This window comes from Streptomyces sp. SN-593 (assembly GCF_016756395.1).
Lineage (GTDB): Bacteria > Actinomycetota > Actinomycetes > Streptomycetales > Streptomycetaceae > Actinacidiphila > Actinacidiphila reveromycinica.
Window position 1 is genome coordinate 1,326,648 of sequence record NZ_AP018365.1, and the last position, 26,309, is coordinate 1,352,956.

A 26,309-nucleotide genomic window follows, 5' to 3' on the forward strand; every position below is an offset into this window, starting at 1 on the left:
GCCCCCTCGCCGACCGGGCGCCGCGCCGACACCGTGTCGGCTACCAGGGCGAACGCCGCACCCCCGGCGCGGACGCCCGTCCTCCGGTACCGCACCCCGCCGATCCGGCCGCCCTACAGCGTGACGAACGCCACATTCCCGTACTCGGCGCCGCGCCGCCCGGCACCGGCCGCCACCCCCGCGGAAGCCCACCGCCCGCCCGCCGACCGCCCGGCAGCGGAACCGGCGGCTCCGGCGGGAGCACTGCCCCCAGAACCGTTCAGCTTATGTTGCGCGCCTGGGGTCATCTCAGGCGCGCGACCTCGGTATACGGTCCCCCGAAACCTCCTCTTCACATATGGCTCACACACCGCGCAGCACCCCCGGGCCGGCCCTCGCCGTCCGCCCTCCGCTCGTCACATCCCGCAACCATCGTTAGAGGTGCCCATGTCGGCAACGGCTTCTCCTGCCTCGTCGCAGCCTTCTGCAGCGCTGAGCAGTGCTCGGAACACCAGGGTGACGATCCTGCTGGCCTGTATCGGCGTGTTCGCCTCCTACCTGCCCGTCGTCGGCGTCTCGGTGGCGCTGCCGGTGATCCAGCAGGCGCTCGACGCCTCCACCGCCGAACTCCAGTGGGTCACCGACGCGTTCATCCTGCCGACCGCGGCGCTCCTGCTGACCTGCGGCGTCCTCGGCGAGCGGTACGGGCGCAAGAAGGTCTACCTGGCCGGCCTGGCCGTCTTCTGCGCCGGCTCCCTGCTGTGTCTGAGCGCGCAGGACGTCGTCCTGGTCTGCGCCGGGCAGGCGCTCGCCGGGGTGGGCACCGCGGCCCTGCTGCCGTCCACACTGGCGCTGATCGGCCACGTCTGCCCCGACCACCGCGTGCGGGCCCGGGCCATCGCGCTGTGGACCGCCTCCCTGGGCCTGGGGCTGACCCTCGGGCCGATCATCAACGGCGTGATCGTGGAGCACCTGAGCTGGCGCTGGATCTTCCTGCCCGCCCTGGTCATCGGCGCCGTCGTCGTGGTCGTGGGCGCCTTCCTCCTCGACGAGACGAAGGCCAAGCGGGCGCCGCACCTGGACGTGCCGGGGCAGGTCCTGGCCGTCGTCACCATCACCGCGCTGGTGTACGCCGTGATCGAGGGCGGCAGCGGCGACTGGTCGGCCGCCAAGGTCGTCGCCGCCTTCGCCGTGGCCGCCGCCGCGCTCGTCGCGTTCGTCACGATGGAGCTGCACTCGTCCGGCCCGATGCTGGACATGCGCCTGTTCGGCTCCCGCGTCTTCTCCGGCGCCGCGTTCGTCATGGGGATCACCCTCTTCGCGCAGGTCGGCCTGGTCTTCGCGCTGAGCGAGTACTTCGGGCTGGTCCACCACGCCTCGACCCTCGACATCGGGATACGGCTGCTGGCCCTCAACGGCATCACCGTGGTCCTCGGCCCGTTCGTCGGACGCCTGATGAACCGGACCGGTCCCGGGCCGGTCCTGGTCGCCGGGCTCGTCTTCGGCGGCGTCGGCGCGCTGTGCGTGTGCTCCTTCCACGCCTCGACCGGCACCGCGAACGCCGCCCTGCTGATCGCGGTCCTGGGCATCGGCATCGCCCTGGCGCTGGCGCCGATCACCACGATCGCCATGAACAGCGTCCCCCGCGACCTCGCCGGCACCGCGGGCGCCGCGAACAGCGCGCTACGGCAGATCGGCAGCGCGCTCGGCCCGGCGGTCTTCGGCGCGATCCTCACCGACCGCACCGTCGCGGCACTGCCGGGGCACCTCGCCTCCTCCGGGCTCGGCCCGGCCGACCAGGGCAAGGTCGGCGGGCTGGTCTCGAACGTCGGCATCCAGGCGGGAGCGTTCCTGCGGCTGGACACCCCGGCGGCGACCGGGCGGGCGATGTCTGCCTACGGCGCGAGCTTCACCGACGCGCTGCACGTGTGCGCGCTGGTCAGCGGGATCGGGATGCTGGTCGCCGCGGGCGTCGCCGCCGTGGTGATCGGCTTCCGCAACCACGCGCCGCAGGACGCGGCGCGCCCCGCCCCGGCGCAGCCGACGGTGCCGGTCGCCGCGGCCGACCACGGCTGACCTTCCCCCGACGGCCACGCCCCCTCCAGGCCGCCCCACGTCCCACCGGACGTGGGGCGGCCTCGGCGCGGGCCGGCGGATGTGGCCGGACGCCCCGGCCACGGTCCGCTCGACCGACGGCCCCGGCACCACCCGCCCGAGCTGCCTCGGCGTGGATCGGCGGGAGCGGCCGTACGGTCGGCAGGACCGGCGTACGCCCCGCCCATGGCCGCCGCGCCGGTCCCGGACCCGTCACGCGGCCGCGCGGGGCCGTGCGCGCCGCCCGCGCGACGGAGGACGGCAGCCGCTCAGACCGAGGCGCGGACCACGACCCGCGCGGGCGGCGGGAGCAGCCCGCTCGTGTCGAGCCGCAGGGCGAGGCGGGCGCTGAGCCGGCCGTGCGCCTCGGCGTCGATCGCGATGGTGGTCAGCCCGGGAGTGGTGAACGCGCCGTAGCCGTTGTCGTCGAAGCCGATGACCGCGACGTCCTCGGGGACCCGTCGGCCGAGGTCGCGCAGGGCCGCCAGCACGCGCAGCGCCACGTCGTCGTTGAACGCGGCGATCGCGGTGACCTCCGGCCGGCGGTCGAGGTGGGCCGCGACCGCCTCGGCGCAGGCGGCCGGCTCCTGCGGGGCGGCGAAGGAGTCGGGGACCGGGATGCCCAGGTCCCGGGCGGCCTGCCCGGTGAACTTCAGGCGGGTCGCGGCGAGCGGCGAGCCGCCCTCCGGGACGGCGAGGGCGATCCGGGTGTGGCCGTGCTCCACCAGGTGCCGCACCTGGAGCGCGGAGTGGGCGGCGAGGCCGTCCCGCCAGCCGCCGCCGGCGTCCTCCAGCTCGTGGCCGGTCAGGTAGGTCTCGCCGAACGCGATGACCGCCCGGGGCGCGATGACGTCCAGTAGCTGCTGGGTGGTCTGCGGGGTGTGGTGCCCGTAGCGGACGAGCAGGACGTAGGCGTGGGCGCGCAGTTCCGCGTCGAGGCCGTGGACGTAGCTGTGCGAGTAGTGGCCCTCCAGCCCCTCGTCGATGGTGAGGACGACCGTGCGCGAGGTGCCCTCGCGCAGCGCCCGGGCGACGCCGTGCGGCACGTAGCCCAGCTCGCGGGCGGCCTGCTTGACCCGCTCGCGGGTGGCCGCCGAGATCCGCTGCTCGTGGTCGTCGTTGAGGACGAAGCTGACGGTGGCGCGGGACACCCCGGTGGCCGCCGCCACGTCGTTCAGCGTCACTCTTCGGGAAGTGCCCATCGCCCCTGCTCTGCCGCGGCCGGCGTCCGCTCCCGGCGGGACGGCGCCCGCCCATTCTAGTGCGGCGACCGGGAACGCCCGCCGGGAAGCGGCGCCCCCGGCGGGGGTACCGCACCTGCCCCGCGGGGGTCGGACAGAAAGTGGAGCCGAAGGGCTAGAACGATTTAGCAAGCGGCGGTAACCTGCCTGGCATATCGATTTAGCACGCCGCCGTCGGGACCGGCGGCCCGTCCTCGGCGCGGGCTCCCCCACGTCCGCGACCAGGTTCTCCGTCTCCGCTAGATCGATCTAGCACTCCGGGCCCGGCGCCGCCGAGGCGCCCCGCCCCCAGGAAGGAATCTCAATGACGAAGTCAAGCCGCTTGTGTGACCGGTGGGGCGGAGGTGAACGGCTTTCCGTCACGCAGCATCGCCCACAGCACGTCGACTCGGCGGCGGGCGAGCGAGAGCAGGGCCTGAGTGTGCAGCAGCCCCTCGCCTCGCTTCCTGAGGTAGTAGTCCCGGGACGGGCCCGGCCGCATCATCGCGGACTGGGCAGCCATGTAGAACACCCGGCGCAGGCGCCGGCTGTAGCGTTTGGGCCGGTGGTAGTTGCCGGTGCGGCGGCCGGAGTCCCGTGCGACCGGGGCGAGGCCGGCGTGCGAGGCGAGGCTGCCGGCGTCGCGGTAGCCGGACAGGTCGCCGACGATGGCGATGAACTCGGCGCCCAGGATGGGCCCCATGCCGGGCATGGACTCTATGATCTCGGCGCGGTCGTCGGTGTGGAAGGTCTCACGGATCTCCCGGTCGTTGTCCTTGATCCGCTCGTCCAGGGCCAGGAGCTGGTGGGCGAGGTCGCAGACCAGCTTCGCCGACCGTTTCTCGCCGGGCAGTGCGATCTGCTGGGACTGGGCGGCCTCGACCGCCTTGGCGGCGACGTCGGCGGCGCTGCGGATCTTGCGGCGTTCGAGCCAGGTCGTCAGACGCTTGACGCCGATGCGGCGCAGGGCAGCCGGGGTCTGGTACTCGGTCAGCATGACGACCGGGCCTTTGGCCGCGGAGTAGTCGAAGGCCCGCTCCAGGGCCGGGCAGATGCCCACCAGCAGATCGCGAAGCCGGTTGATCAGCCGAACGCGGTCGGCGATCAGGTCGGTCCGGTAGTTCGTCAGCACCCTCAGGCTGGTGACCAGCTCAGGAGGCGTGTCCAAAACGGCGAAGCCCTTCGGGCGCATGCGTGCCTGATCGGCGATGACCCGCGCGTCCTTGGCGTCGGTCTTCCCCTCGCCCTTGTACGCGCCGGTCATCCGGTTGACCGTGCGGCCCGGCACGTAGACCACGCTCTGTCCGTGGGCGACCAGCAAGGCCAGCAGGAGCGTGGAAGCTCGGCCGGAGATGTCCACCGCCCAGCGGATCTCGTCGGCCCGCTCTCGGGCGGTCTCGATGAGAGCGAGGATCTGGGCCTCGTCGTTGATCACCTTCGTCGAGAACAGCGTCTCGCCGTCTGCGTCCAGGGCCACCGCCCAGTGGTGCCCCTTGCCCGCGTCGATGCCGACCCATATCCGGCCCTGTCGAGTGCTCAACCCGTCGCTTCCATTCCACCGTGACCAGCACTTCCGTGGCCCGAAGAACACTCCGCCGACAGGTCCCTAACCAGCGATGGCCGCAGTTCTCAATCAGTGGTCGGAGCGTCCCGGAGGACCGGGCGGCCATTCCTTCGGAGCCATCAACGGCAGAACCCCATCAGCCATACCCGGTCCTCCCGGACCGCCAACCATTCTTAGGGAAGACCCCATGACCACTCCCAGCCTCCAGGACGGCATCGACAAGGCCGGCTCGCCCGTCGGTCTGCTGTGGCAGCCCGGCGCGGACCCGTGGACCCCCGAGGTGGTCGCCCGCGAGTACGCCGGCTGGCGCGTGGAGCAGCGCGCCTGGCACGAGGGCGTGGCGCTGCTGAACCTGTCGCACCACATGTACGACATGTGGATCGAGGGCCCTGACGCCACCCGGGTCCTGGCCGAGTACGGCGCCAACAACTTCGAGAAGTTCGCGGTCGGCCAGGCGAAGCAGTACGTCCCGGTCACCCGGCACGGCCACATCGTCACCGACGGCATCCTCGCCCGGGAGGCCGAGAACGCCTACCTCCTCAGCGGCGTCCCCGCCGCCCAGCACTGGGTGCAGTACCACGCGGAGAAGGGCGGCTACGACGTCTCCTTCACCACCGACCCCTCCTCGGCCTTCCGCCCCGGCGGCGGGGACCCGAAGCTCTTCCGCTACCAGATCCAGGGACCGCTGGCCCTCGACCTGATCGGGAAGGTCTTCGGCGGCCCGATCCCGGAGACGAAGTTCTTCCACTCCACCCCGGTCACGCTGGACGGCCGGTCCTTCAAGGCGCTCCGGCACGGCATGGCCGGGCAGGCCGGGTACGAGTTCATCGGCCCCTGGGAGCACGCCGCGTACGTGCACGAGGCGTTCCTGCGGGCCGGCGAACCGCTCGGCCTGGTCCAGGTCGGCGCCCTGGCCTACACCACCCCGAGCGTGGAGAGCGGCTGGATCCCCTCGCCGGTCCCGGGCGTCTACTCCGACCCGGAGCTGGCGGAGTACCGGGCGTGGCTCCCGCTGTTCGGGATCGAGGGCAAGCGGCCGCTGAACGGCAGCTACTTCTCGCCGGACATCGAGGACTACTACGTCTCGCCGTACGAACTCGGCTACGGGAAGATGATCCACTTCGGCCACGACTTCCACGGCCGGGACGCGCTGCTGGCGGCCAAGCAGGACGAGAGCCTCCGTACCAAGGTGACGCTGGTCCTCGACCCCGAGGACGTGCGCCGCGTCCTGGGCGCCGGGGACGACCCCGGGTTCGTGCTCAGCTACGCCCGCAACCGGGTGGAGGGCGCGGACGGCCTGGTCGGCGTCACCATGCAGACCGCCTCGATCGACCCGGTCGGCACCGTGCTCGCCCAGACGCTGGTCGACCCCGCCCACGCCGCGCCCGGCACCGAGGTCGCCGTGGTGTGGGGCGAGCACCCGGGCCCGGGCACCGACCCCGGGGCCGACCTGGGGTTCCCGCGCATCCGCGCCACCGTCCAGCCCAGCCCGTACGACCGGCACGCGCGCACCGCGTACCGGCACGACGCCTGATCCGCACGGCCCGACAGGAGCACGATGAACCCCCTCAGCACAGCCCCCACGGCGGCCGGCACCTCGCTGCTGGAGGACTTCTCCCTGGAGATGACCGGCAAGGACGTGTCCAAGCTGGAGGACGCCGCCGAGCTGATCCCGCCCGGCACCCGGATCAACGTCACCTTCCTCGGGAACGAAGACCTGCGGATGCGGCTGGAGGCGGCCCGGGCCGTCAAGCGCCTCGGTTTCCGGCCCGTGCCGCACATCTCCGCGCGGCGGCTGGGCTCGCGGGCCGACTTCGAGCGGTTCCTCACCGGCCTGCGGGACGACGCCACCGGCGCCGAGGTCTTCGCCGTCGGCGGCGACCCCGCCCGTCCCGAGGGCCCCTACGCCGACTCGCTGGCGCTGATCGAGTCCGGGCTGCTGCCCGGCCACGGCGTCCGGCACGTCGGCATCAGCGGCTACCCGGAAGGCCATCCGGCCATCCCCGACGACGTCCTGCGGGCGGCGCTGCGGGACAAGAGCGCGGCGCTGGCCGCCCAGGGGCTCGACGGCGGCGTCATCACCCAGTTCGGCTTCGACGTCGACCCGGTGCTGGCCTGGGTCGAGCGGGTGCGGGACGAGGGGATCACGCTGCCGGTGCGCATCGGCGTCCCCGGCCCGGCGGGCGTGCGCCGGCTGATGGGCTACGCGGCCCGGTTCGGCGTGGGCACCAGCGCCTCCATCGCGAAGAAGTACGGCCTGTCCCTCACCAACCTGATGGGCACCGCCGGCCCGGACAGGTTCCTGCACGCCCTCGCCGACGGGTACGACCCGGCCCGGCACGGCGACGTGAAGATCCACTTCTACACGTTCGGCGGCCTGCGGGCCACGTCGGAGTGGGTCGCCCGATTCAGGAAGGAAGCCCTCGCATGACCGCCACCCAGACCGCGCCGGCACGCGCCACCCGCGGGAGCGGGACGACCGGGCACCAGGCGTCGCTGATCGTCCAGGGCGCCGACGCCACCGGCATCGTGGCCGCCGTCGCCTCCGTGCTCAGTCGGCGCGGCGCCAACATCGTCGCGCTGGAGCAGTACTCCGACGATCCGGAGGGCGGCGCCTTCTTCCAGCGCACCGTCTTCTCCCTGGAGGGGCTGCGGGCGGCCCTGCCCGCGCTGCGCGCCGACCTCGACGCGGAACTGGTCGGGAAGCACGGCCTGGCCTACACGCTGCGGGACATGTCGGTGCCCAAACGGGTCGCGGTCTTCGCCTCCAAGTCCGACCACTGCCTGCTCGACCTGCTCTGGCGCCACCGCCAGGGACAACTCCCCGTCACCCTCGCCATGGTCGTCTCCAACCACCCCGACGTCGCCGACGAGGTCCGCTCCTTCGGCATCCCCTTCTTCCACGTCCCCTCCGCCGGACCCGACAAGACCGCCGCCGAAACCGAACACCTCCGCCTCCTCAAGGACAACGTCGACTTCGTCGTCCTCGCCCGCTACATGCAGATCCTCTCCGCCGACCTCATCACCCGCCTCGACGTCCCCATCATCAACATCCACCACTCCTTCCTCCCCGCCTTCATCGGCGCCGGCCCCTACGCCAAAGCCAAGGAACGCGGCGTCAAACTCATCGGCGCCACCGCCCACTACGTCACCGAAGACCTCGACGAAGGCCCCATCATCGAACAGGACGTCGTCCGCGTCACCCACGCCGACACCACCGCCGACCTCGCCCGCCGCGGCGCCGACGTCGAACGCGCCGTCCTCTCCCGCGCCGTCCTCTGGCACGCCGAGGACCGCGTCATCCGCAACGGCAACCACACCATCGTCTTCACCTGACACCCCCACCACCAACCACCACCCCTACCCCCGACCACCCCTACCCCCGGCCACCACACCCGCCCGGAACGGGCGCGGGGCGCCGTCGCACGCGTGCCGCGCGAGCCCCGGGGCGGCGCGGGCGGCGGGCACCCGGTGCGCCCCGGTGCCCACCGCCGCCCCGGTCCGCGGTGCCGTGCACGAAGCACGTATTCTTGGGCCCGGTACCCCCGCACGCAGTCCTTGCCACCGGGTGAATCGTCCGCCGACAGAAAGCGGTTCGCCACCATGACACGCAGAATCAAGGGCGCCGAGATCGCCCGCGCCATCACCACCCGGGTCGCCGCGCGCGTGGCCGAGACCGCGCCCGGCGGCCGGGTGCCCGGTCTCGCGACCATCCTGGTGGGCGACGACCCGGCCAGCGACGTCTACGTCGCCGCCAAGCGCCGCGCCATCCGCGAGGCCGGCATGCGCGACGTCCACCACCACCTGCCGGCGACCGCCACCCAGGACCAGGTCGCCGCCGTCATCGACGCCCTGGCCGCCGACGAGGACGTGCACGGCATCCTGCTCCAGCTCCCCCTGCCGGCCGGGCTGCACCCCGCGCCGCTGATCGACCGCATCCCCGTCACGAAGGACGTGGACGGCCTGACCACCGCCAGCGCCGGCCGGCTGGCCCGGGGCGAGCGCGGCCTGCGGCCCTGCACCCCCAGCGGCGTGGTCGAACTGCTGGACGCCGAGGGCATCGAGCTGAGGGGCGCCTGCGTGGCGGTCGTCGGCTGGAGCGAACTGGTCGGCCGCCCGCTGGCCCAGCTTCTGCTGCACCGCGGCGCCACCGTCACCGTCGCCCACCAGTACACCGCCGACCTCGCGGCCGTCACCCGGCCCGCCGACGTCGTCGTGGTCGCCACCGGGGTACGCGGCCTCATCGGCCCCGAGCACATCAAGCCCGGCGCCACCGTCATCGACGTCGGCATCCACCGCACCCCCGAGGGCCTGCGGGGCGACGCCCGCACCGACGAACTCGACGGCATCGCGGGCCGGATCACCCCCGTGCCCGGCGGAGTCGGCCCGATGACCATCGCCATGCTGCTGGCCAACACCCTCCAGGCCGCCGAGTGGGACGCCGAGCACGAGGCGGTCCCCGCGTAGGCGCGCGCCCGCCCGCCGCGCCCCGTTCCGGCCGGGCGCGACGGGCGGCGGCGCGGGTCAGCTCGCGTCGCGCTCCCGTACGCCGTCCGGCCGCGGGTCGGCGGGGGCGGCGAGCAGGTGCAGCGTGGTGGGCCGGTGGTCCTTGAACCAGGCGGCCAGGAACTCCAGGAAGACGCTGACCTTGCGGGGCACCGCCTCGCCCGGTCCGTAGATCGCGTACAGCGGCCGCTCGGGCACGCCGATCTGCGGGAGCACCTCGCGCAGCCCGCCCGACCGCAGGTCGTCGTCGGCGACCGTCTGCGGCAGCAGCGCGACGCCGCGGCCGTGCACGGCGGCCTTGCGCAGCGCGAGGTGGGAGTTGGAGGAGTACACCACGTTGCGGACCCGGAGCTGGACGGCGGCGCGGCCCTGGCCGAGCCGCCAGGTGGGTTCCTCGGTGTGGACGACGCAGTCGTGGTCGGCGAGGTCGTCCGGGCGGGCCGGCGCCCCGTGCCGGGCGAGGTACTCCGGCGAGGCGCACAGCACGAAGGGCAGGGCGGCGACCTTCCGCAGCCGGACGCTGGAGTCGCGCAGGTCCCGCGCGTGCAGGGCGACGTCGAAGCCGCTGTCGAGGAAGTCGTACATCCGGTCGGACAGCCCGCCGAGTTCGAACCGCACCGAGATCCTGGGGTAGGCGGTGGAGAAGGCGGCCATCGCGTCGCCGAGGTCCAGGCTGCCGATCCACTGCGGGGCGATGACGCTCAGGTGCCCCTCGGCCCGGTCGTGGATGTGCGAGATGCTGGCGTCCTCGGTCTCGATCTCCTTGAGGATGCGGGCGGCGAACTCGGCGTAGCGCACGCCGTGTTCGGTCAGGCTGATCGAGCGCGCGGTGCGGTTGACCAGCCGCACGCCGAGTTGGCGCTCCAGTTCCGCGACGTGGCGCGAGACGAGGGAGCCGGAGAAGTTGAGCGTCTTCGCGGCGCCGCTGAAGCTCCCGATCCTCGCGACGGTGACGAAGCTGTGCATGAGCGACATGCGGTCCAACGGTCCTCCTCCTCCCGTCCTGCAACGGCGGCTCGGCTGCGGCTTGTGCGGGTCCTGCGGTTTGTACGGGTCCTGCGGGCTCCGGCATGCGTGCGGGTCCTGCGATGCGTGCGGGTCACGTCCCGGCGGCGGGCGCGGCCCCGGCCGGGGCGCCGTCGGGGCCGGTGAAGCGCCGGCCGAAGGACTCGGACGCGCGGGCGAGCACCGTGACGTCGGCACCGACCAGGACGAACGACGCGCCCGCCGCGACGTAGGCGTCGGCGACCGCCGGGTCGAAGGCGTTCACGCCGGCCGGGACGCCCGCGGCGACCACGTCGGCGATCGCGCGCCGTGCCGCGGCCGTCACGTCCGGATGGGTCTGCTGCCCGAGCAGGCCCATCGAGGCGGCCAGGTCGGAGGGCCCGACGAACACCCCGTCGATGCCGTCGACCGCGGCGATCTCGGCGGCCGCCGCCACCGCCTCGACCGTCTCGACCTGCACCAGGACGCAGACGTGCTCGGCCGCCCGGGCCAGGTAGTCCTCGACCCGGTTCCAGCGGCCGGACCGCGACAGCGCGGAGCCCACGCCGCGCCGGCCCCGGGGCGGGTAGTGCGCGGCGGCGGCGACCTCCCGCGCCTGGGCCGCCGACGACACCATCGGCACCAGGACGGTGCGCGCGCCGAGGTCCAGGACCTGCTTGATGACCACCGGGTCGTCACTGGGCACGCGCACCACGGCCTCGACCGGGTGGCCGGCGACCGCCTGGAGCTGGCTCAGCACCGACTCCAGTCCGTTGGGGGCGTGTTCCATGTCGATGAGCAGCCAGTCGAGGCCGCCGCCCGCGCAGATCTCGGCGACCAGCGGGCTGCCGCTGCACACCCACATGCCGGCGAGCGGTCCGGAGGCGGCGGCCAGGCGGTCGCGGAGCGTGGAGGGCGCCGGGGTCGGCGTCACCGGAATCGGCATGAGATCGTTCCCATCGGTCCGTAGTCGCACAGGACGGTGTCGCCCTGCGACACCCACATCGGTCGGGTGAAGGAGCCGGCGAGCACCAGTTCGCCGGCTTCGAGCCGCCCGCCGTGCTGGTGCAGCTTGTTCGCCAGCCACGCGATGCCGCGCGCCGGATGGCCGAGCACCGCGGCCGCGACGCCGCTCTCCTCGACCGTCTCGTTGCGCTGGAGGAGAGCGCAGACCCAGCGCAGGTCCACCGCGTCGGGCCGGACCGGGTTGCCGCCGACCACGATGCCGCCGTAGGCCGCGTTGTCGGCGATGGTGTCCACGATGGTGCGGCCGTCGAGTTCGTAGTGCGAGTTGAGGATCTCCAGCGCCGGCACGACGTACCGGGTCGCGTCGAGCACGTGGAAGAGCGTGCAGTGCGGGCCGGCCAGCGGCCGGTCGAGCAGGAACGCCAGCTCGACCTCGATCCGCACGTTGGAGTAGGCGTCGAAGTCGATGACGGCGCCGGTGTCCCACACGGTGTCGTCGAAGATGACGCCGTAGTCGGGCTCGGTGATCCCGGTGGCCGCCTGCATGGCCTTCGAGGTCAGTCCGATCTTGCGGCCGACCAGGCGGTGTCCCGCGGCGATCCGGGCGTCGCGCCAGGCGCTCTGGACGGCGTAGGAGTCCTCCACGGTCGCCTCGGGGTGGCGGGCGGTGATGCGGGGCACCACCGAGCGCAGCCGGTGCGCCTCGGACAGCTCGGCGGCCAGCGCGCTGATGGTCTGGGGCGGCAGCATTCACGCTCCTTCGGGGAGGGACAGGTCGCAGGGGTTCAACTCGGGGTGCCGCACGGCCAGGTCGGCGGTGAGCGAGGCCGACCGGTGGCGGCGGGCGGCCCGTTCGACCTCGTCGGGGGCGGCGCCGCCCGCGATGAGGTCGATCAGCGCCTCGTGCTCCTCCACCGCCTCGGCGGCGCGGCCGGGCGCGATGCCGGAGGCCGAGCCGCGCAGGTGGCCGAGCCGGACCCACTCGCCGCGGATGATGTCGAGCAGCCGCGGGTTGGGGCACTTCGCGTACAGGGTGCCGTGCAGGGCCTGGTTGACCTCCCGGAAGACCCGGGGGTCCAGGTCGGGCAGGCCGCGGCGCACCACGTCGTTGAGCCGGCGCGCCCGGGCGATGTCGTCCGCGGTCAGGAAGGGCGCGGCCAGCGCGGTCGCGGCGCTCTCCAGCATGCAGATCGCCTGCATGGTGAAGCGGTACTGGCTGCCGTCCACGTGGGCCACCCGCGCGCCGACGTTCCGCTCGAAGGTCACCAGCCCTTCGGCGGTCAGGGCGCGCACCGCCTCGCGGACCGGGACGACGCTCATCGACAGGTCGCTCGCCAGCGAGCTGAGCACCAGGCGGTAGCCGGGGCCGTAGACCCCGGCGGCGATGCGTTCGCGGATCCACCGGTAGGCCGCCTGCGACTTGCTCTCCCCCGCGGGCGTGCTCAACGGCCGCCCTCCTCTCGCCGCTCGTAGCGGGCCCGCCACGCGGCGTTCATCGGGAACAGGCCGCCGACCGGGTGGCCGGCCCTGACCTGCTCGGCGATCCAGGCGTCCTCGTCCTCCTGGGCGAGGGCGGCGTCGACGACCTCCTCGACCAGCGCGGGCGGGATGACGACCGCGCCGTCGGAGTCGGCGACGACCACGTCGCCGGGCCGGACGGTGGCACCGCCGCAGGCGATGGCCAGGTCGTGGTCCCAGGGCAGGTGCCGGCGGCCGAGCACGGCGGGGTGCCGGCCGGCGGCGAAGACCGGGAGGCCGACCTCCGCGACCGCGTCGGCGTCGCGCACCGCGCCGTCGGTGACGATGCCCGCGGCGCCGCGCACGTGCGCCCGCAGCGCCAGCACGTCGCCGAGGGTCGCCGCTCCCTGTTCGCCGCGCGCCTCGATCACCAGGATCTCGCCGGGGGCGACCGCGTCGAAGGTGCGCTTCTGGGCGTTGTAGCCGCCCGCGTGCGCGGCGAAGAGGTCCTCCCGGTTGGGCAGGAAGCGCAGGGTGCGGGCGGTGCCGACGGCCTTGTCGCCGGCGACGAGCGGCTGCGGGCCCTGGATGCAGACGTTGTCGAGTCCGCGCTTGCGCAGTTGGGCCGACAGGCCGGCCACCGGGGCGCGCATCAGCTTGTCGCGCAGTTCGGGGGTCAGGCCGGCGGGCGGCGCCGGCACGGCGCCGAGGTCCGCGTCCAGGGGCACGTCGCCCTGGACCACGGTGGTGCGCAGCCGCCCGGAGCTCGGCGCCGCGGCCGCCTGCGGGGCGTCCACCTCGACCTCCACGACGTCGCCGGGGGCGAGCACCCGCGAGCCGGCCGGGGTGCCGGTGAGGATGACGTCGCCGGGTTCGAGGGTGAGGTGCTGGGAGAGGTCGGCGACGATCTGCTCCAGCGGGAAGAGCAGGTCCGCGGTCGTGGCGTCCTGCACCACCTCGCCGTTGACCCAGGTGCGCACCCGCAGCCCGGCCGGGTCCACGCTGCCGGCGTCGATCAGCTCCGGGCCCAGCGGTGTGAAGCCGTCCCGGCCCTTCGCGCGCAGCAGGGAGCCGTGGTCGTGGTCGCGCAGTTCGCCGACGCCGAGGTCGTTGGCCGCGGACACCCAGCTCACGTGCAGCCATGCCTCCTCGCGGCGGACGCGCCGGGCCGGCGAGCCGATGACCAGGGCGATCTCGCCCTCGCAGGTGAGCTGCTCGGTGCCGGCCGGGCGTTCGACCTCGCCGCCGGACGGCGCCACCGAGCTGGCCGGCTTGAGGAAGTACGACGGGTGTTCGGGCCGCTCACCGCGCTCCGCGGCGCGCGAGGCGTAGCCGGCGTGGACCGCGATGATCTTGCCCGGGCGCCACGTCTGCGGGTCCTCCGCCCTCCCGAGTCCGATCACCGTGGGCTCCTCTCAGTAGGATTTGTTGTATGCAGACCAAAGCCGATCAGGCCTTCCGGATCCTCAAAGAGCGGATCATGGACGGCACGTACGGGCCTGGCCACCGCTTGGTCATCGACCAGCTCGTGCGCGAGTACGGCATCAGCTCCGTGCCGTGGCGGGAGTCCCTGCGCCGGCTGGAGGCCGAGGGCTGGGTGCGGATCGTCCCCAACGTCGGCGCGCTGGTGCGCACCTTCGACACGGACGCCTGGCAGCAGGGGCTGAGCCTGCTCGCCCGCATCGGGGGCTACGCGACCGCGCTGTCGGCCCCGCACCTGACCGCGGAGGACCTGAAGACCGCGCGGGTGCTGAACCGGCGGATGGGCGAGGCGCTCGACGCCTTCGACCCGACCCGGTTCGGCCGGCTCAACCGCGAGTTCCACGAGCTGCTCGCGTCGCGCGCGGGCGACGACCGCCTGGTCACCATGGTCCGCAACGAGTGGGCGCGGCTGGAGGTGATCCGCAAGTCGGCCTTCTGGTACGCGCCGGGCCGCGCGGAGGCGTCGCTGGCCGAGCACGACGACATCCTGCGGCTGATCGAGTCCGCGGCCGATCCCGAGGCCATCGAGACCGCCGCCCGGCAGCACGAACTGCGGACGGTCGACGCCGTGACCCGCTACGAGGCGGAGCTGCCGCGCGACGCGGTCTGACCCGCCGGTCACCTCGCCCGCCCCCGCGCGGGCCCGCCTGCGCGCCCGCCCTCGGCCTCGCGGCCGCCGTCGCTCCCACGGCCGCCCTCGCGCTCGCGCCAGCGGGCCACGAGCGCGCGGCCGTAGTCGTTGCCGTTCGGGTACCGCAGCGTGGTGTGCACGTGGAAGCGGGCCGGCAGCCGGTTGCTCAGCCACACGCCCGCGTGGTGGTCGAGTTCCGCGATGACCACCGGGCTGTGGACCCGCAGGTAGAAGGGCTGGGAGCCGTCGGTGGCGCCGTACCAGGCGAACCAGGTGTCGTCGAGGTGGGCGTCGTACCCGGCGAGTGTCGCCTCGCGCTGGGGTTCCTTGGGCAGCAGGAGGAAGTCGGCGACCACCGCGCGCAGCAACGCGCTCTGCTCCGCGGTGAGTTCGCCGGCAGGTATCCCCTCGTAGGGGATCACCCGGTTGTCCTGGAAGGCGCCGGCGACATGGCGCTCGTCGGCCGGGTGCAGGCGGCCGGCGGGCATGGCGGGGTCGAGCACGGAGGCGTAGACCACCGCGCGCTCCCGCTGGCGGGCGGTGAGCGAGCCGGCGAGGGCGAGCGCGGTCGCCTCGCGCCCGGCGAACAGCGGCGGGTGCTCGTCGGTCAGCGCGGGCTCGCCGCCCAGGAAGACCGGGGCGATGACGTGCCGGCCGCCGACGGAGACGAAGTTGACCGCCACGTGGTGCCCGAAAAGCTGCCATCCCCACGGCTCCAGCGGGTCGGGGGTGCCGAACAGCGAGAACCAGTAGCTGCGTGCGTTCATCACCGCCGGCAGGTCCACCAGCTCGCCGAGGGCCGCGTTGAGCTCCATCGCCCCGGTGACCCGGGCGTAGCCCTCGGGGCTGAGCGAGGCGCGCACCACCCCGAGGACCGCCGCCACCGTCGCCTCCGCCAGGTTCTCCAGGCGCAGGCCGACGCGGTGGACGACGAACTCCGGGTTGCTCCACGCCCGCCACTCGCGGGCGGTGACCGGGTGGGTCAGGGAGCGGCGCTCCTCGTCGGTGACGACGGCCAGCAGGCGCTGCGCCGCCTGCTGGGGCGCCGGGTCGGTGACCGGGTGCTCCGGCAGGTCGTAGAGCCCGGGGCGGACCACGCCGTCGGACGTGACGCCGGTGAAGGGCTCGTCGTACAGCGCCCGCCAGGAGGCCAGCAGCTCCTGGAGGAAGGGCGCCTTGTAGCGGTCCCGGGTGAACTCCTCGTAGTCCATGCCGCGGACCGAGGTGAGTTTCGGGTCGTCCAGGTCGAAGAGGAAGCGGGTGTGGCCGTCGGTCGGCAGCTCGACCGCCTCCGGCCGCGCGGCGACGCGCGCGGTGGAGAAGAAGCCGTCGATGTCCTGGTCGCCGGTGTCCCGCCCGCCGGTACGGCCCGCGCCGGAGTCCGGGCCGCCGGAGTCCGGGCCGCCGGAGTTCAGGCTGCCGGAGTTCAGGCCGCCGGAGTCAGGGCCGCCGGCGGCCCGGCCGCGCCCGCCGTCCGGGGCCGCGTCGTGGCTCATTGGGTGTCTCCCCTCGCCGGCCGTCGTCAGATCGGCAGCCGGAACAGGCGCTTGGCGTTGCCCGACAGGACCTGCTCGCGCTCCTCGTCGGTGATCTCGACGGTCTTCTGCATGAACTCCACGCCCTGGCTCATCCAGCCGTAGAAGACCGGGAACGACGAGCCGAACATGTAGTGGTCGGCGCCGTTGACCTTCAGCGCGCACTCGACCTGGTCCTTGCCCCAGGAGTGCGGGTGGGTCAGGTCGAAGAAGATGTTGTTCTCCAGGTAGCTGTGGATCTTGTCGCCGCCGGTCGGGTCGAGGCGGGTGATGGCCTCCTTCTTGTTCGACCGGTGCGGGGTGGTCAGCGCGGTGTTGGCGAACCAGTTGCCGCCGAGCATCGTGTGCACGAAGCGCAGGCCGGGCATGCGGTCGAACATCCCGCTGAACAGCTCGCGGCCGACGGCCGTGGCCTGGTCCACGATCCGGCCGAACTCCCGGCGCAGGTTGGTGTAGTCCACGACCGTGCGCCACTCGACCGGCAGCGGGGTGTGGTGCGCGATGACCGGGATGTCGAGCTTCTCGATGACCTTCAGGTACGGCTCGAAGACCGGGTCGTCCAGGTAGAGCTGGCCGTAGTGGCAGGCGAGCTGCACGCCCACCACGCCGAGTTCCTTGACGCAGCGCTCCAGCTCGTAGATGTTCTCCTTGCCGCCCCACGGCGGCACGCAGGCGGTGGCGAAGAGCCGGCCGCCGGAGCGCTTGACGATCTCGTGGGCGTTGTCGTTGACCTCACGACAGGTCTCCAGCGGCAGCCACTCCTGCCAGACCGGGACGCGCATGATGCCGTAGTCGACGCCGGCCTCGTCCATGGCCGCGAGCTTGGCCTCAGCGCTGTAGTCGCCGTCGACGTAGTTGAGGTTCTGGAAGCCCGCGGGCTTCTCCAGGATGAGCTGCTTGCGGCCGTCCTCCAGCTCGGCGACCCGGGCGATCTCGCCGAAGCCGCGCGGGGCGCTGTCGAGGAAGCCGTTGAGGATCCTCGGGTTGGAGAACAGGTCCTCCGGCAGGTGGTGGATGTTGATGTCGACAACGGTCATGGAGTGACCCTCTCGAATCGTGTACGAAATCTGATACGGACGCTAGCCGAGCCGCGTCCCTTAACGCAAGAGACTTCGTAATTGAAATCGTACACGATCTCGTTTACGGTCTCGTGTGTGGCGAGCCGCCCAGGGAGCCGTCGAGAGGGACACCCGTGACATCCGCACCAACCGCGACATCCACGCCGTCAGACCGGTCCGCCCCGTCCGCCCCGGCGCCCGCCGTCACCGCGCGCGACGTCGAGTACCGGCACGGCGCGACCCGCCTGATCGGCCACCTGTGCGTACCGGCCGGGGGCGCCGCCGGGCCGGCGGTCCTGCTGCTGCCCGACGCCTACGGCGTGAGCGGGCACATGACCGGCCTCGCCCGCCGGCTGGCCGGCCTCGGCCACGCCACCCTCGTCGCGGACCTGTGGGGCGACGGGCTCCTGCCCGCCGACCAGGCCGAGTTCGGGCCGCTGATCGGCGCGATGGCCGCCGACCGCGCGCACTGGACCGGTCGGGTGCGCGCCGCCCACGAGGCGCTGCTGGCGCAGGAGGACGCCGACACGGCGGCGGTGGTGGCGCTCGGCTACTGCTTCGGCGGCTCCTCCGCGCTGGAGTACGCCCGCACCGGCGGCGAGGTGGCCGGCGTCGTCAGCGTCCACGGCGGGCTGGACATCCTCGCGTTCGACTGGTCCGCCGCCCACCCCGCGCCGGTGCTGGTGTGCACCGGCGCACAGGACCCGATGGCCACCCCCGGGATGCGCGCCGACCTCACCGCGGCGATGACGGCGGCGGGCCTCGACTGGCAGGAGCACGTCTACAGCCGCACCGTCCACGCCTTCACCTCGCCGACCTCGAAGTCCTCGGCCCGGCCCGACGTCGTCGCGTACAGCGCGCGCAGCACCGCCCGGGCGTGGGACGCGACCCTGCGGTTCCTGCGCGAGGTCGGCGACCCGCGGTCCGCGGCCTGAGCCCCGACCACCGCCCGGCCCTCCCCTACCCCAAGGACCCCCATGACCAGCAACCCGCTCGACATCGCGATCATCGGCGCCGGCCCGGCGGGACTCGCCGCCGCGCTGCGCCTGCACCAGCGCGGCTTCCGCCCCCGGATCTACGAGAGCGTCGCCGAGCTGAGGCCCCTGGGCGTCGGCATCGACGTCAAGGTGTACGGCAGCAAGGAACTCGACGAGCTGGGCCTGCTGGAGGAGTTCAGGGCCATATCCGTCGACGCGCGGGACTCGATCTTCTACAACAAGTACGGCCAGGAGATCTACGCCGAGCTGTGCGGCGTGCACATGGGCTACCTCTACGAGCAGCGCTTCGTCCACCGCGGCCGGCTCCAGATGCTGCTGTACCGCACGGTGCTGGAGCGGCTCGGCGCGGACGCGGTCGTCCAGGGCACGCGCTGCACCGGCTACACCAACCACGACGAGCGGGTGACGCTCGACCTGGTGGACCAGGACGGCACCGCCTCGCAGGTGACGGCCGACCTCGCGATCGCCGCGGACGGCATCAACTCCGCGCTCCGCCGCCAGATGCACCCCGACCACTCCGAGCCGGTGTACTCCGGCATCACCATGTGGCGCGGCACCACCTTGATGGAACCCTTCGGCAGCGGCGGCACCATCCTGCACATCGGCGCGCCGCAGAGCTCCAGCATGATCGTGTACCCGATCGCCGACGACTTCGAGGGCACCGGGAAGGTGCTGGTGAACTGGGTCGTCGAGGCCACCCGCGAGGAGTCGGTCGAGGACTGGAACCAGCTCGGCAGCGTCGACGAGATCATGCACTACTACGACCAGTGCGACATCGTGCACCTGGACGTCCAGGAGATGCTGCGCAACGCCCGCGAGGTCTACCTCTTCCCGCTCATCCGCCACGAGCCGCTGGACACCTGGACGGACGGCCGCGTGGTCCTGATCGGCGACGCCGCGCACGCCATGTACCCGCGCGGCGGCAACGGCGCCTGCCAGGCCGTCGTCGACGGCGGCGCGCTGGCCGAGAAGCTCGCCACCGTCGAGGACGTGCCCGCGGCCCTGAAGGCGTTCGAGGAGCAGCGGTTGAAGGCCGTCAACGGCATCGTCATGGCCCACCGCGGCGAGGGCTACGAGGTGATCCGCCGGATGGTCGAGGAGCGGACCGGCGGTGAGCGGTTCACCGACATCGAGGAGGTGCTGCCGCTCGCCGAGGCCGACGCCATCTTCAGCAAGTACCACGCCCTCGTGGGCCAGCCCCGCCCCGGCCACGAGGCCGGGGACACCACCGGCTTCCGCACCAAGGACGCCTACCGCAACACCCGCCCGCGCGGCGTGGTGGACGCCGACGACGCGACCCGGGCGCAGATCCTGGCGGTGGAGGAACGGCGGCGCGCCGCCCTGCTCGCCGTGGACCTCCCCGCGCTGGACGACCTGTTCGACGCCTCGCTCGTGCACACCCACGCGCCCGGGCTCACCCACGACAAGGCGCAGCTGCTGGAGCACGTGGCGACGCGGAAGGCGTACCTGGACATCTCCCGCGGTCCGCTGACGATCCGCCTGATCGGCGACGTGGCGGTGGTGACCGGCCGGATCGAGAACCGGCTCGACAGCCCCGACGGCGCCGAGCGGCTGGTGCGCGGCCAGGTCATCCAGGTGCTGCGGCGCTGCGAGGACGGAGCCTGGCGCTTCGTCAGCTTCCAGATGACCCCGGACGGGGAGCACGTCTGGCCCGCCACGGACGCGGAGAAGGCCGCGCTGGCGCAGACGTCGATCGGACAGAAGGGCGCACAGGCATGAAGCTCGCACGGTTCCGCGTCGGGGACGGCCCCGTCCGCCTCGGCCGGGTGGACGGCGACCGCGTCACCGACGTGTCCGGGCAGGTCGGCACCTCGCTGCGGGCGATCCTGCCCGACCTGCCCGACCTGCGGGGGCGGATCGAGGCCGCGCGCGGTCCGATCCACCTCCTGGCGGACGTCACGCTGGACGCCCCGGTCGACGCCCCGCAGAAGTACCTGGGCATCGGCATGAACTACCGCGAGCACGCCGAGGAGGCCCGCCAGGCGGGCATCCCCGTGCCCGAGCACCAGATGTGGTTCAACAAGCAGGTCTCCTGCATCGTCGGCCCGACCGCCGACGTGGTGAAGCCGGACCTGTCGGACCAACTGGACTACGAGATCGAGTTGGGGGTCGTGATCGGCCGGCGCTGCAAGCACGTCGCGGCCGAGGACGCCGGTTCGGTGATCGCCGGCTACCTCGTGGCCAACGACTTCTCGGTCCGCGACTGGCTCCAGAAGCGCTCGCCCACGTTCACCCTCGGCAAGTCCTTCGACACCCACGGCCCGATCGGGCCCTGGCTGACCACGGCCGACGAGGTGCCCGACCCGCACGCGCTGCGGATGCGGCTGACGGTGAACGGCGAGGTGCGCCAGGACTGGCCGACGGACGACATGATCCACGACGTCCACCAGCAGATCGCCTACCTGTCGCAGGTCTTCACCCTCATGCCCGGTGACGTCCTCGCCACCGGGACGCCCTCGGGCATCGGGGCACCGACCGGCTCCTTCCTGCGGGTCGGCGACGTGGTGCGCGCGGAGATCGAGGGCCTCGGCGCCCTGGAGAACCACATCGTCGCGGAGGGCTGAGCCGTGTCCGAGGCAGTGGGCGCCGAGCGGCCCGGCACGCAAAGCGGCGGCACGGCGGCGGACGGCGCCGGGCCCGGCGGTGCGACCGGCGGTGGGCCCGGCGGTGGGGAGCCGGGTCCGGCGCGGCGGGTCAGCGTCGAACTGCCGGGGTTCGCGCACGCCAACCCGATCCCGGCGGCCAGCCGGATCGGCCCCTTCCTGGCGTCCGGCGCGATCACCGGCCGCGACCCGGTCACCCGCGCGATGCCGCCTGAGCTGGCACGGCAGTGCGCCAACGTGTTCACCCACGTGCGGGCGCTGATGGCGGCGGTCGGCGGCAGCACCGACGACATCCTGAAGATGACCTTCCGCCTGGCCGACCCGCGGGACCGCGACGCGCTCAACCGCGAGTGGCTGGCCATGTTCCCCGACCCCGCGCGCCGGCCCGCCCGGCAGTCCCTGGCGGCCGAACTCGACGGAGCGGCGCTGGTGCACTGCGACCTGCTCGCCGTGCTCGCCGCCGCGCCGCGCGGATGAACGCCCCTCCCCCCGGCGGCCCCGACGCAGGAGGTCCCATGCCGCAGCACCCTTCCATGCAGTACGAAGCACCGGTCGCCATCAAGCGGATGCTCTTCTCGACCTGGGCACTGCTGGACTCGCTCACCCCCGACCTGCGGGCCCGGATGCACCTCCCGGACATGGACGACCCCCGCCGCGTCGACTGGGACTTCATCCCCAAGCCCGACCGCACCGGCGTCCCGCTCGGCGACCTCGACGGCCACCAGCGCACCCTGGCCCACACCCTGCTGAAGTCCGGGCTCAGCATGCGCGGCTACAGCCAGGTGCTGGCGGTGATGGCCACCGAGAACATCCTGCGCGAACTCGACGTCATCGAGCGCGGGTTCGGCGTGTTCGCCGGAGCGTTCCGCAACCCGGACGCCTACTGGTTCACCGTCTTCGGGCGGCCCGGCTTCGAGGACACGTGGGGGTGGCGCGTCATCGGGCACCACCTGTCGGTCAACTTCACCGTCGTCGCCCAGCGGTACCTGACCGTCACCCCGCTGGCGATGGGCGCGATGCCCGTGCCGGCCGGCGCCCTCGACCCGCTGGGCGGGCACGCGCGCCGGGCGTTCGCCGTCCTGGAGTCCCTGTCCCCCGACCTGCGGGCCGAGGCGGTCGTCCACGACGTCGCGCCCGCCGACTTCGTGACCCGCCAGGTGCCCCGCGTCGGCGCCGAGGAGTGGCCCGACCCCGTCGACCTCGGCATCGTCGGCTACTCCATCACCGACGAGGACCGGCGCAAGCTGCGCTTCAGCCGCCACGCGCCCTCGGGCGTCAGCGGCGCCGACCTCGACGGCGCCCAACTGACCGCGCTGCGCGAGCTGCTGCTGCGCTACGTCGAGACCGGCCCGGAGGAGGTCACCGCCCGCTACCGCGACCAGGTGTTCCGGGAGCACCCCTCCACCCTGCGCTTCGCGTGGGCCGGCGGCACCACGCCCGACACCGCGCACTACTACCGGGTCTCGACCGACCACCTCCTGGTCGAGGCGGACAACGCCGTGGCCGCGGGCCAGCACATGCACACCGTCTGGCGCGACCTGGACAACGACCTGGGCCACGACCTCCTGCTCGACCACTACGCCCGGCACGGCCCCGGCGGCGAGCACCTCGACCGACGCCTCACCTCCAACCGCCCCGAGTCCTCCAGCCCGTTGCGGACGGCGGCCTGGTACCCGCCGGAGGTGTACGAGAAGCACTGACCGGTACCGCGGCGGCGACGCCGGCCCGGTCCGCCGCCGGTCCCGTGCGCACCGACGCCGACGTCATCCGCCCTGGCCCGCCCGGCTCCTGACCGCGCCTCAGGGGCGGCGGGCCGCTCTCGCAGGTGCCCTGCGGCAAGCGGCGGCTCAGGCGCCGGCCGACGGCGGGCCGGCCTCCGCACCTGCGCCCGTACCCGTACCCGCGACCCCGTCCGCGCGCGCGGGGATGCGGCGGTGGACGTCCTCCAGCAGACGCAGCATCGACACGCGGAAGACCTCGGCCTGGTGGTCGCCGATGAAGGAGGTGTGCCCGAACACCTCCAGCACGACGAGACCGTGCAGCCGCCCCCATGCGTCGAGGAAGAGCGCGACCGCGGCGGGCGGCAGCTCCCCCGGCCCCTCGGGCGGCAGGCCGTCCAGGTGCGCCAGCAGTCCGGGCGGGAGCGCGGAGGGGTCGGCCGCGGCCAGTTGCTCCGCGCCGAACCCGTCGAAGAGTTCGCGGTGGAAGATGGTGCCCATCCGGCGCACCGCCTGCGTGGTGGCGCCCTCGGCGGGGGCGGCGTAACCGCGCAGCGGCGTGCCGAACAGGAGCTGGAACCGCTCGGGGTGGGTGACCGCCCAGCGGCGGTAGCCCTCGGCCGCCACCACCAGGCGCGGCAGGTCCGGTCGGTCCGGCGCGCCGTCGAGCGCGGCCTGCACCGCATCGGCCAGGTCCTCGTACTCCTTGGCGATGAGCGAGGTGACCAGGGCGTCCCGGTTCGGGAAGTAGTGGTAGAGCGCCTGCACGGTCATGCCGAGGCTGCGGGCGACCGCCCGCAGGGACAGCGCCGCGGGGCCGTGCCCGGCGATCCGCCGCTCGGCGGCCTCCAGGATCTCCCGGACCGCGGTGGCCCGCCGCCGCTCGCGCAACGAGCCTGCGGCCTGGGGGAGTTGATCGTCCTCAAGCATGCGGTGACCCTACCGCTGTCGGCCTGGCGGCTGTCGGGGAGGCGAACACTGTCAGGTAAATCTCACACTGCCAGCGCCCGGGTCCGGTCCCCTACGGTCGTGGCGGCGACGGAGCGTGCCGTCCCGGCACCGCACCCGGTCGCGTCGGGATGTCGAGCCCGTGCCGGGCGCCACCGGTCCCCGCGTGCCCGGTCGTCCGATCCCGCGGCGCCGGCCCCGGTGTCCGATCCTTCCTGCTGCCCGGCCGCTCCCCCGCCGTTTCACCGCACGTACGCAATCAAGGAGATCTCGCGTGTTCGAACGCATAGCCGAACTGGCGATCCGCCGGTCCCGGCTGGTACTCGTCGTCGCCGTCGTGGTGACGGCCCTCATGGGTGCCGCGGGCAGCGGCGCATTCGCCAAGCTGCTGGGCGGCGGGTTCGACGACCCCTCCTCCCAGTCCACCCGGGCACGCGAGGTGATCGACCAGAAGTTCGGCGGCGAGACGAACCTGGTCCTGCTGGTCGCCGCCGACGGCGGCGGACGGATCGACACCCCTGCCGCCGAGCGCGGCGGCCGGGCGCTGGAGGCGCGGCTGAAGCACGAGAGCTCGCTCGCGAACGTCGTCTCGTACTGGGACACGGGCGACCCCCGACTCCGGTCGCAGGACGGGCGGGAGGCCATGGTGGTGGCGCACGTGGGCGGTGACGAGACGCAGCAGAAGAAGAGCGCCGAACACCTCGTCGACACCTACAGCGGCACCTTCGACCACACGCTCACCGTCCGGGCCGGCGGCGCGGCGGCGGTGAACGCCGGGATGTCGAAGCAGGTGGAGAGCGACCTGTTCCTCGCCGAGAGCATCGCCATCCCGCTGACCCTGCTGCTGCTCCTGGTCGTGTTCGGCAGCGTGGTCGCGGCCCTGCTGCCGCTGGCCATCGCCGTCGTCGCGGTGCTGGGCTCGTTCGCCCTGCTCTTCCTGCTCGGCAGCCTCACCAGCGTCGCCGACACCGCGACCAACCTCACCACGGCCCTCGGCCTCGGGCTGGGCATCGACTACTCCCTGCTGATGGTCAGCCGCTTCCGGGAGCAACTGGGCACCGGGGCGGGCGTGGAGGACGCGGTCCGGCGCACGGTGCACACCGCCGGCCGTACCGTCGCGTTCTCCGCGGCGACCGTGGCGGCCGCGCTCGCGGCGCTCCTGGTGTTCCCGCAGTACTTCCTGCGTTCGTTCGGGTACGCCGGGGTCGGAGTGGTCGCCATCGCGGCGCTCAGCGCGCTGTTCGTCATGCCGCCGCTGCTCGCCGTGCTGGGCCACCGGGTCAACAGCGGGCGGCTGCCGTGGGCGAGGTCCGCGCCCGCCGGCGCCCGCGTCTCGGTGTGGGCACGGCTGGCGCGCTTTGTCATGCGGCGGCCCGCGCTCACCGCGCTGCCCGTGCTGGCGGTCCTGCTGGTCGCGGCGAGCCCGCTGCTCGGGATCTCCTTCGGCACGCCCGACGAGCGCGTGCTGCCCACGGACGCCCAGAGCCGCCAGGTGTCCACGGCGCTCCAGCAGGACTTCGACGGGGACGACGCCACGGCCATGCAGATCATGGTCGACCGGCAGGTGGCCCCGGCGGCCCTGGAGTCGTACGCGACGCGGCTGTCCCGGCTCGCGGGCGTGGCGCGGGTGGAGACCAGCGCCGCGACCTACGCCGGCGGGCGCCGTTCGGCGGCCGCCGCCGGCAGCGCGGGCCTCGGCCGGGCCGACGCCCAGCGGATCACCGTGGTCACCTCCGCGGCACCGCGCTCGGACGCCGCGCAGGACCTGGTCCGGCAGGCGCGGGCGCTGGCCCCGCCCGCCGGGACGCACCCGCTGGTGGGCGGGCAGGACGCCGAACTCGTCGACGCCAAGCACGCCGTCAGCAGCCACCTGCCGCTGGCCATCGGCCTGGTCGCCCTGACCACCTTCGTGCTGCTCTTCCTGTTCACCGGCAGCGTGGTACAGCCGCTGCGTGCCCTGGTCCTCAACCTGGTCACCCTGGTGACGACCCTCGGCGCCATGACGTGGATCTTCCAGGGCGGCCACCTGTCCTCCGTGCTGGGCTTCACCGCCCAGCCGATGGAGGTCTCGATGACGGTGCTGATGTTCTGCATCGTCTTCGGCCTGTCGATGGACTACGAGGTGTTCGTCACCAGCCGGATCAAGGAACTCCACGACCAGGGCGCGGACACCGGGTCGGCCGTGGCCGACGGCCTGGGGCACACCGGCCGGATCGTCACCGCCGCGGCCTGCCTGCTCGCGGTGAGCTTCTTCGCGTTCGGCACCGCGAAGGTCAGCTTCATGCAGATGTTCGGCCTCGGCAGCGGGCTGGCCATCCTCATCGACGCCGTCGCCATCCGCGGCGTCCTGGTCCCCGCCGCGATGCGCCTGCTCGGCGGTGCGGCCTGGTACGCGCCCGGGTTCCTGCGCCGGCTGCACGACCGGATCGGGCTGAGCGAGGGCGGGAGCGCGCCCGCGCCGGCCGTGCCCGCGCCGTTGGCGAAGGACGCGACGAGCGTCTGACCCCCCGCGCCGACGGCGCCCGTCGCCCCGCTCGCACCGGG

At 73.4% G+C, this 26,309-nt stretch carries 22 protein-coding genes; 12 read left to right on the plus strand and 10 right to left on the minus strand.

The window, feature by feature from the left end; all coding sequences use genetic code 11:
* The first annotated feature begins 495 nt into the window (after nt 1-495).
* Nucleotides 496-2,055, plus strand: a complete 1,560-nt coding sequence (locus RVR_RS05610; RefSeq protein WP_237404587.1) for an MFS transporter — start codon at nt 496-498, stop codon at nt 2,053-2,055.
* A 287-nt stretch (nt 2,056-2,342) separates the two neighbouring features.
* Here the strand turns inward: RVR_RS05610 and RVR_RS05615 are convergent, their stop codons facing one another.
* Nucleotides 2,343-3,275 carry a LacI family DNA-binding transcriptional regulator gene (locus RVR_RS05615; protein ID WP_202232784.1) on the minus strand — a complete coding sequence of 311 codons (933 nt, stop codon included), beginning with the start codon at nt 3,273-3,275 and terminating at the stop codon, nt 2,343-2,345.
* A 352-nt stretch (nt 3,276-3,627) separates the two neighbouring features.
* On the minus strand, nt 3,628-4,833 hold the full coding sequence (locus RVR_RS05620) for an IS110 family RNA-guided transposase (protein ID WP_202231855.1): 1,206 nt from the start codon (nt 4,831-4,833) through the stop codon (nt 3,628-3,630).
* 211 nt (nt 4,834-5,044) lie between these two features.
* On the opposite strand from RVR_RS05620, the gene RVR_RS05625 reads away from it, so the two are divergent.
* The 4 genes from RVR_RS05625 to RVR_RS05640 all read left to right on the plus strand — a co-directional run bounded on the left by RVR_RS05625 (nt 5,045) and on the right by RVR_RS05640 (nt 9,324).
* Nucleotides 5,045-6,391, plus strand: a complete 1,347-nt coding sequence (locus RVR_RS05625) for an aminomethyltransferase family protein (RefSeq protein WP_202232785.1) — start codon at nt 5,045-5,047, stop codon at nt 6,389-6,391.
* A 24-nt stretch (nt 6,392-6,415) separates the two neighbouring features.
* Nucleotides 6,416-7,288, plus strand: a complete 873-nt coding sequence (locus RVR_RS05630) for a methylenetetrahydrofolate reductase (protein WP_202232786.1) — start codon at nt 6,416-6,418, stop codon at nt 7,286-7,288.
* Nucleotides 7,285-8,193, plus strand: coding sequence for a formyltetrahydrofolate deformylase (purU, locus tag RVR_RS05635; RefSeq protein WP_202232787.1), 909 nt, complete (start codon nt 7,285-7,287; stop codon nt 8,191-8,193). Before RVR_RS05630 ends, purU begins: the two co-directional genes overlap by 4 nt.
* A 267-nt stretch (nt 8,194-8,460) precedes the next feature.
* Nucleotides 8,461-9,324, plus strand: coding sequence for a bifunctional 5,10-methylenetetrahydrofolate dehydrogenase/5,10-methenyltetrahydrofolate cyclohydrolase (locus RVR_RS05640; RefSeq protein WP_202232788.1), 864 nt, complete (start codon nt 8,461-8,463; stop codon nt 9,322-9,324).
* Nucleotides 9,325-9,381: 57 nt separating this feature from the next.
* Here the strand turns inward: RVR_RS05640 and RVR_RS05645 are convergent, their stop codons facing one another.
* The 5 genes from RVR_RS05645 to RVR_RS05665 all read right to left on the minus strand — a co-directional run bounded on the left by RVR_RS05645 (nt 9,382) and on the right by RVR_RS05665 (nt 14,174).
* Entirely contained in the window at nt 9,382-10,347 is a 966-nt protein-coding gene (locus RVR_RS05645) for a LysR family transcriptional regulator (RefSeq protein WP_202232789.1), read from the minus strand.
* Nucleotides 10,348-10,462: 115 nt separating this feature from the next.
* Entirely contained in the window at nt 10,463-11,293 is an 831-nt protein-coding gene (locus tag RVR_RS05650) for an aldolase/citrate lyase family protein (protein WP_202232790.1), read from the minus strand.
* A complete protein-coding gene (locus tag RVR_RS05655; protein ID WP_202232791.1) occupies nt 11,278-12,063 on the minus strand; it encodes a fumarylacetoacetate hydrolase family protein in 786 nt (261 codons plus the stop codon). The genes RVR_RS05650 and RVR_RS05655 overlap by 16 nt, the downstream gene beginning before the upstream one ends.
* On the minus strand, nt 12,064-12,759 hold the full coding sequence (locus RVR_RS05660) for a GntR family transcriptional regulator (protein ID WP_237404588.1): 696 nt from the start codon (nt 12,757-12,759) through the stop codon (nt 12,064-12,066).
* Complete coding sequence (locus RVR_RS05665) at nt 12,756-14,174, minus strand: fumarylacetoacetate hydrolase family protein (protein ID WP_202232793.1); 1,419 nt, start codon at nt 14,172-14,174, stop codon at nt 12,756-12,758. The genes RVR_RS05660 and RVR_RS05665 overlap by 4 nt, the downstream gene beginning before the upstream one ends.
* 29 nt (nt 14,175-14,203) lie before the next feature.
* On the opposite strand from RVR_RS05665, the gene RVR_RS05670 reads away from it, so the two are divergent.
* Entirely contained in the window at nt 14,204-14,863 is a 660-nt protein-coding gene (locus RVR_RS05670; RefSeq protein WP_202232794.1) for a GntR family transcriptional regulator, read from the plus strand.
* An 8-nt stretch (nt 14,864-14,871) separates the two neighbouring features.
* On the opposite strand, the gene RVR_RS05675 is transcribed toward RVR_RS05670, so the two are convergent.
* Nucleotides 14,872-16,380: a DUF3500 domain-containing protein gene (locus tag RVR_RS05675; protein ID WP_202232795.1), complete on the minus strand. Its 1,509-nt coding sequence runs from the start codon at nt 16,378-16,380 to the stop codon at nt 14,872-14,874.
* 26 nt (nt 16,381-16,406) lie between these two features.
* Nucleotides 16,407-17,456, minus strand: coding sequence for an amidohydrolase family protein (locus RVR_RS05680; protein WP_202232796.1), 1,050 nt, complete (start codon nt 17,454-17,456; stop codon nt 16,407-16,409).
* A gap of 155 nt (nt 17,457-17,611) precedes the next feature.
* On the opposite strand from RVR_RS05680, the gene RVR_RS05685 reads away from it, so the two are divergent.
* Genes RVR_RS05685 through RVR_RS05710 form a run of 5 tightly spaced genes read left to right on the plus strand, consistent with a single transcriptional unit; the run spans nt 17,612 to nt 22,799 of the window.
* Nucleotides 17,612-18,412, plus strand: a complete 801-nt coding sequence (locus RVR_RS05685) for a dienelactone hydrolase family protein (RefSeq protein WP_202232797.1) — start codon at nt 17,612-17,614, stop codon at nt 18,410-18,412.
* Nucleotides 18,413-18,454: 42 nt separating this feature from the next.
* On the plus strand, nt 18,455-20,215 hold the full coding sequence (locus RVR_RS05690) for an FAD-dependent monooxygenase (RefSeq protein WP_237404589.1): 1,761 nt from the start codon (nt 18,455-18,457) through the stop codon (nt 20,213-20,215).
* A complete protein-coding gene (locus RVR_RS05700) occupies nt 20,212-21,060 on the plus strand; it encodes a fumarylacetoacetate hydrolase family protein (protein ID WP_202232798.1) in 849 nt (282 codons plus the stop codon). The genes RVR_RS05690 and RVR_RS05700 overlap by 4 nt, the downstream gene beginning before the upstream one ends.
* Before the next feature lie 3 nt (nt 21,061-21,063).
* The gene (locus RVR_RS05705; protein ID WP_237404590.1) at nt 21,064-21,576 is read left to right on the plus strand and encodes a RidA family protein; all 513 of its coding nucleotides are present in this window, start codon (nt 21,064-21,066) and stop codon (nt 21,574-21,576) included.
* Nucleotides 21,577-21,614: 38 nt separating this feature from the next.
* Nucleotides 21,615-22,799, plus strand: coding sequence for a DUF3500 domain-containing protein (locus RVR_RS05710; RefSeq protein WP_202232799.1), 1,185 nt, complete (start codon nt 21,615-21,617; stop codon nt 22,797-22,799).
* A gap of 147 nt (nt 22,800-22,946) precedes the next feature.
* Here RVR_RS05710 and RVR_RS05715 read toward each other — a convergent pair whose 3' ends face one another.
* Complete coding sequence (locus tag RVR_RS05715) at nt 22,947-23,747, minus strand: TetR/AcrR family transcriptional regulator (RefSeq protein ID WP_202232800.1); 801 nt, start codon at nt 23,745-23,747, stop codon at nt 22,947-22,949.
* Between the two features lie 292 nt (nt 23,748-24,039).
* Here RVR_RS05715 and RVR_RS05720 point away from each other — a divergent pair, with 292 nt between their 5' ends.
* Nucleotides 24,040-26,268: an MMPL family transporter gene (locus tag RVR_RS05720; protein WP_202232801.1), complete on the plus strand. Its 2,229-nt coding sequence runs from the start codon at nt 24,040-24,042 to the stop codon at nt 26,266-26,268.
* Nucleotides 26,269-26,309 lie beyond the last annotated feature (41 nt).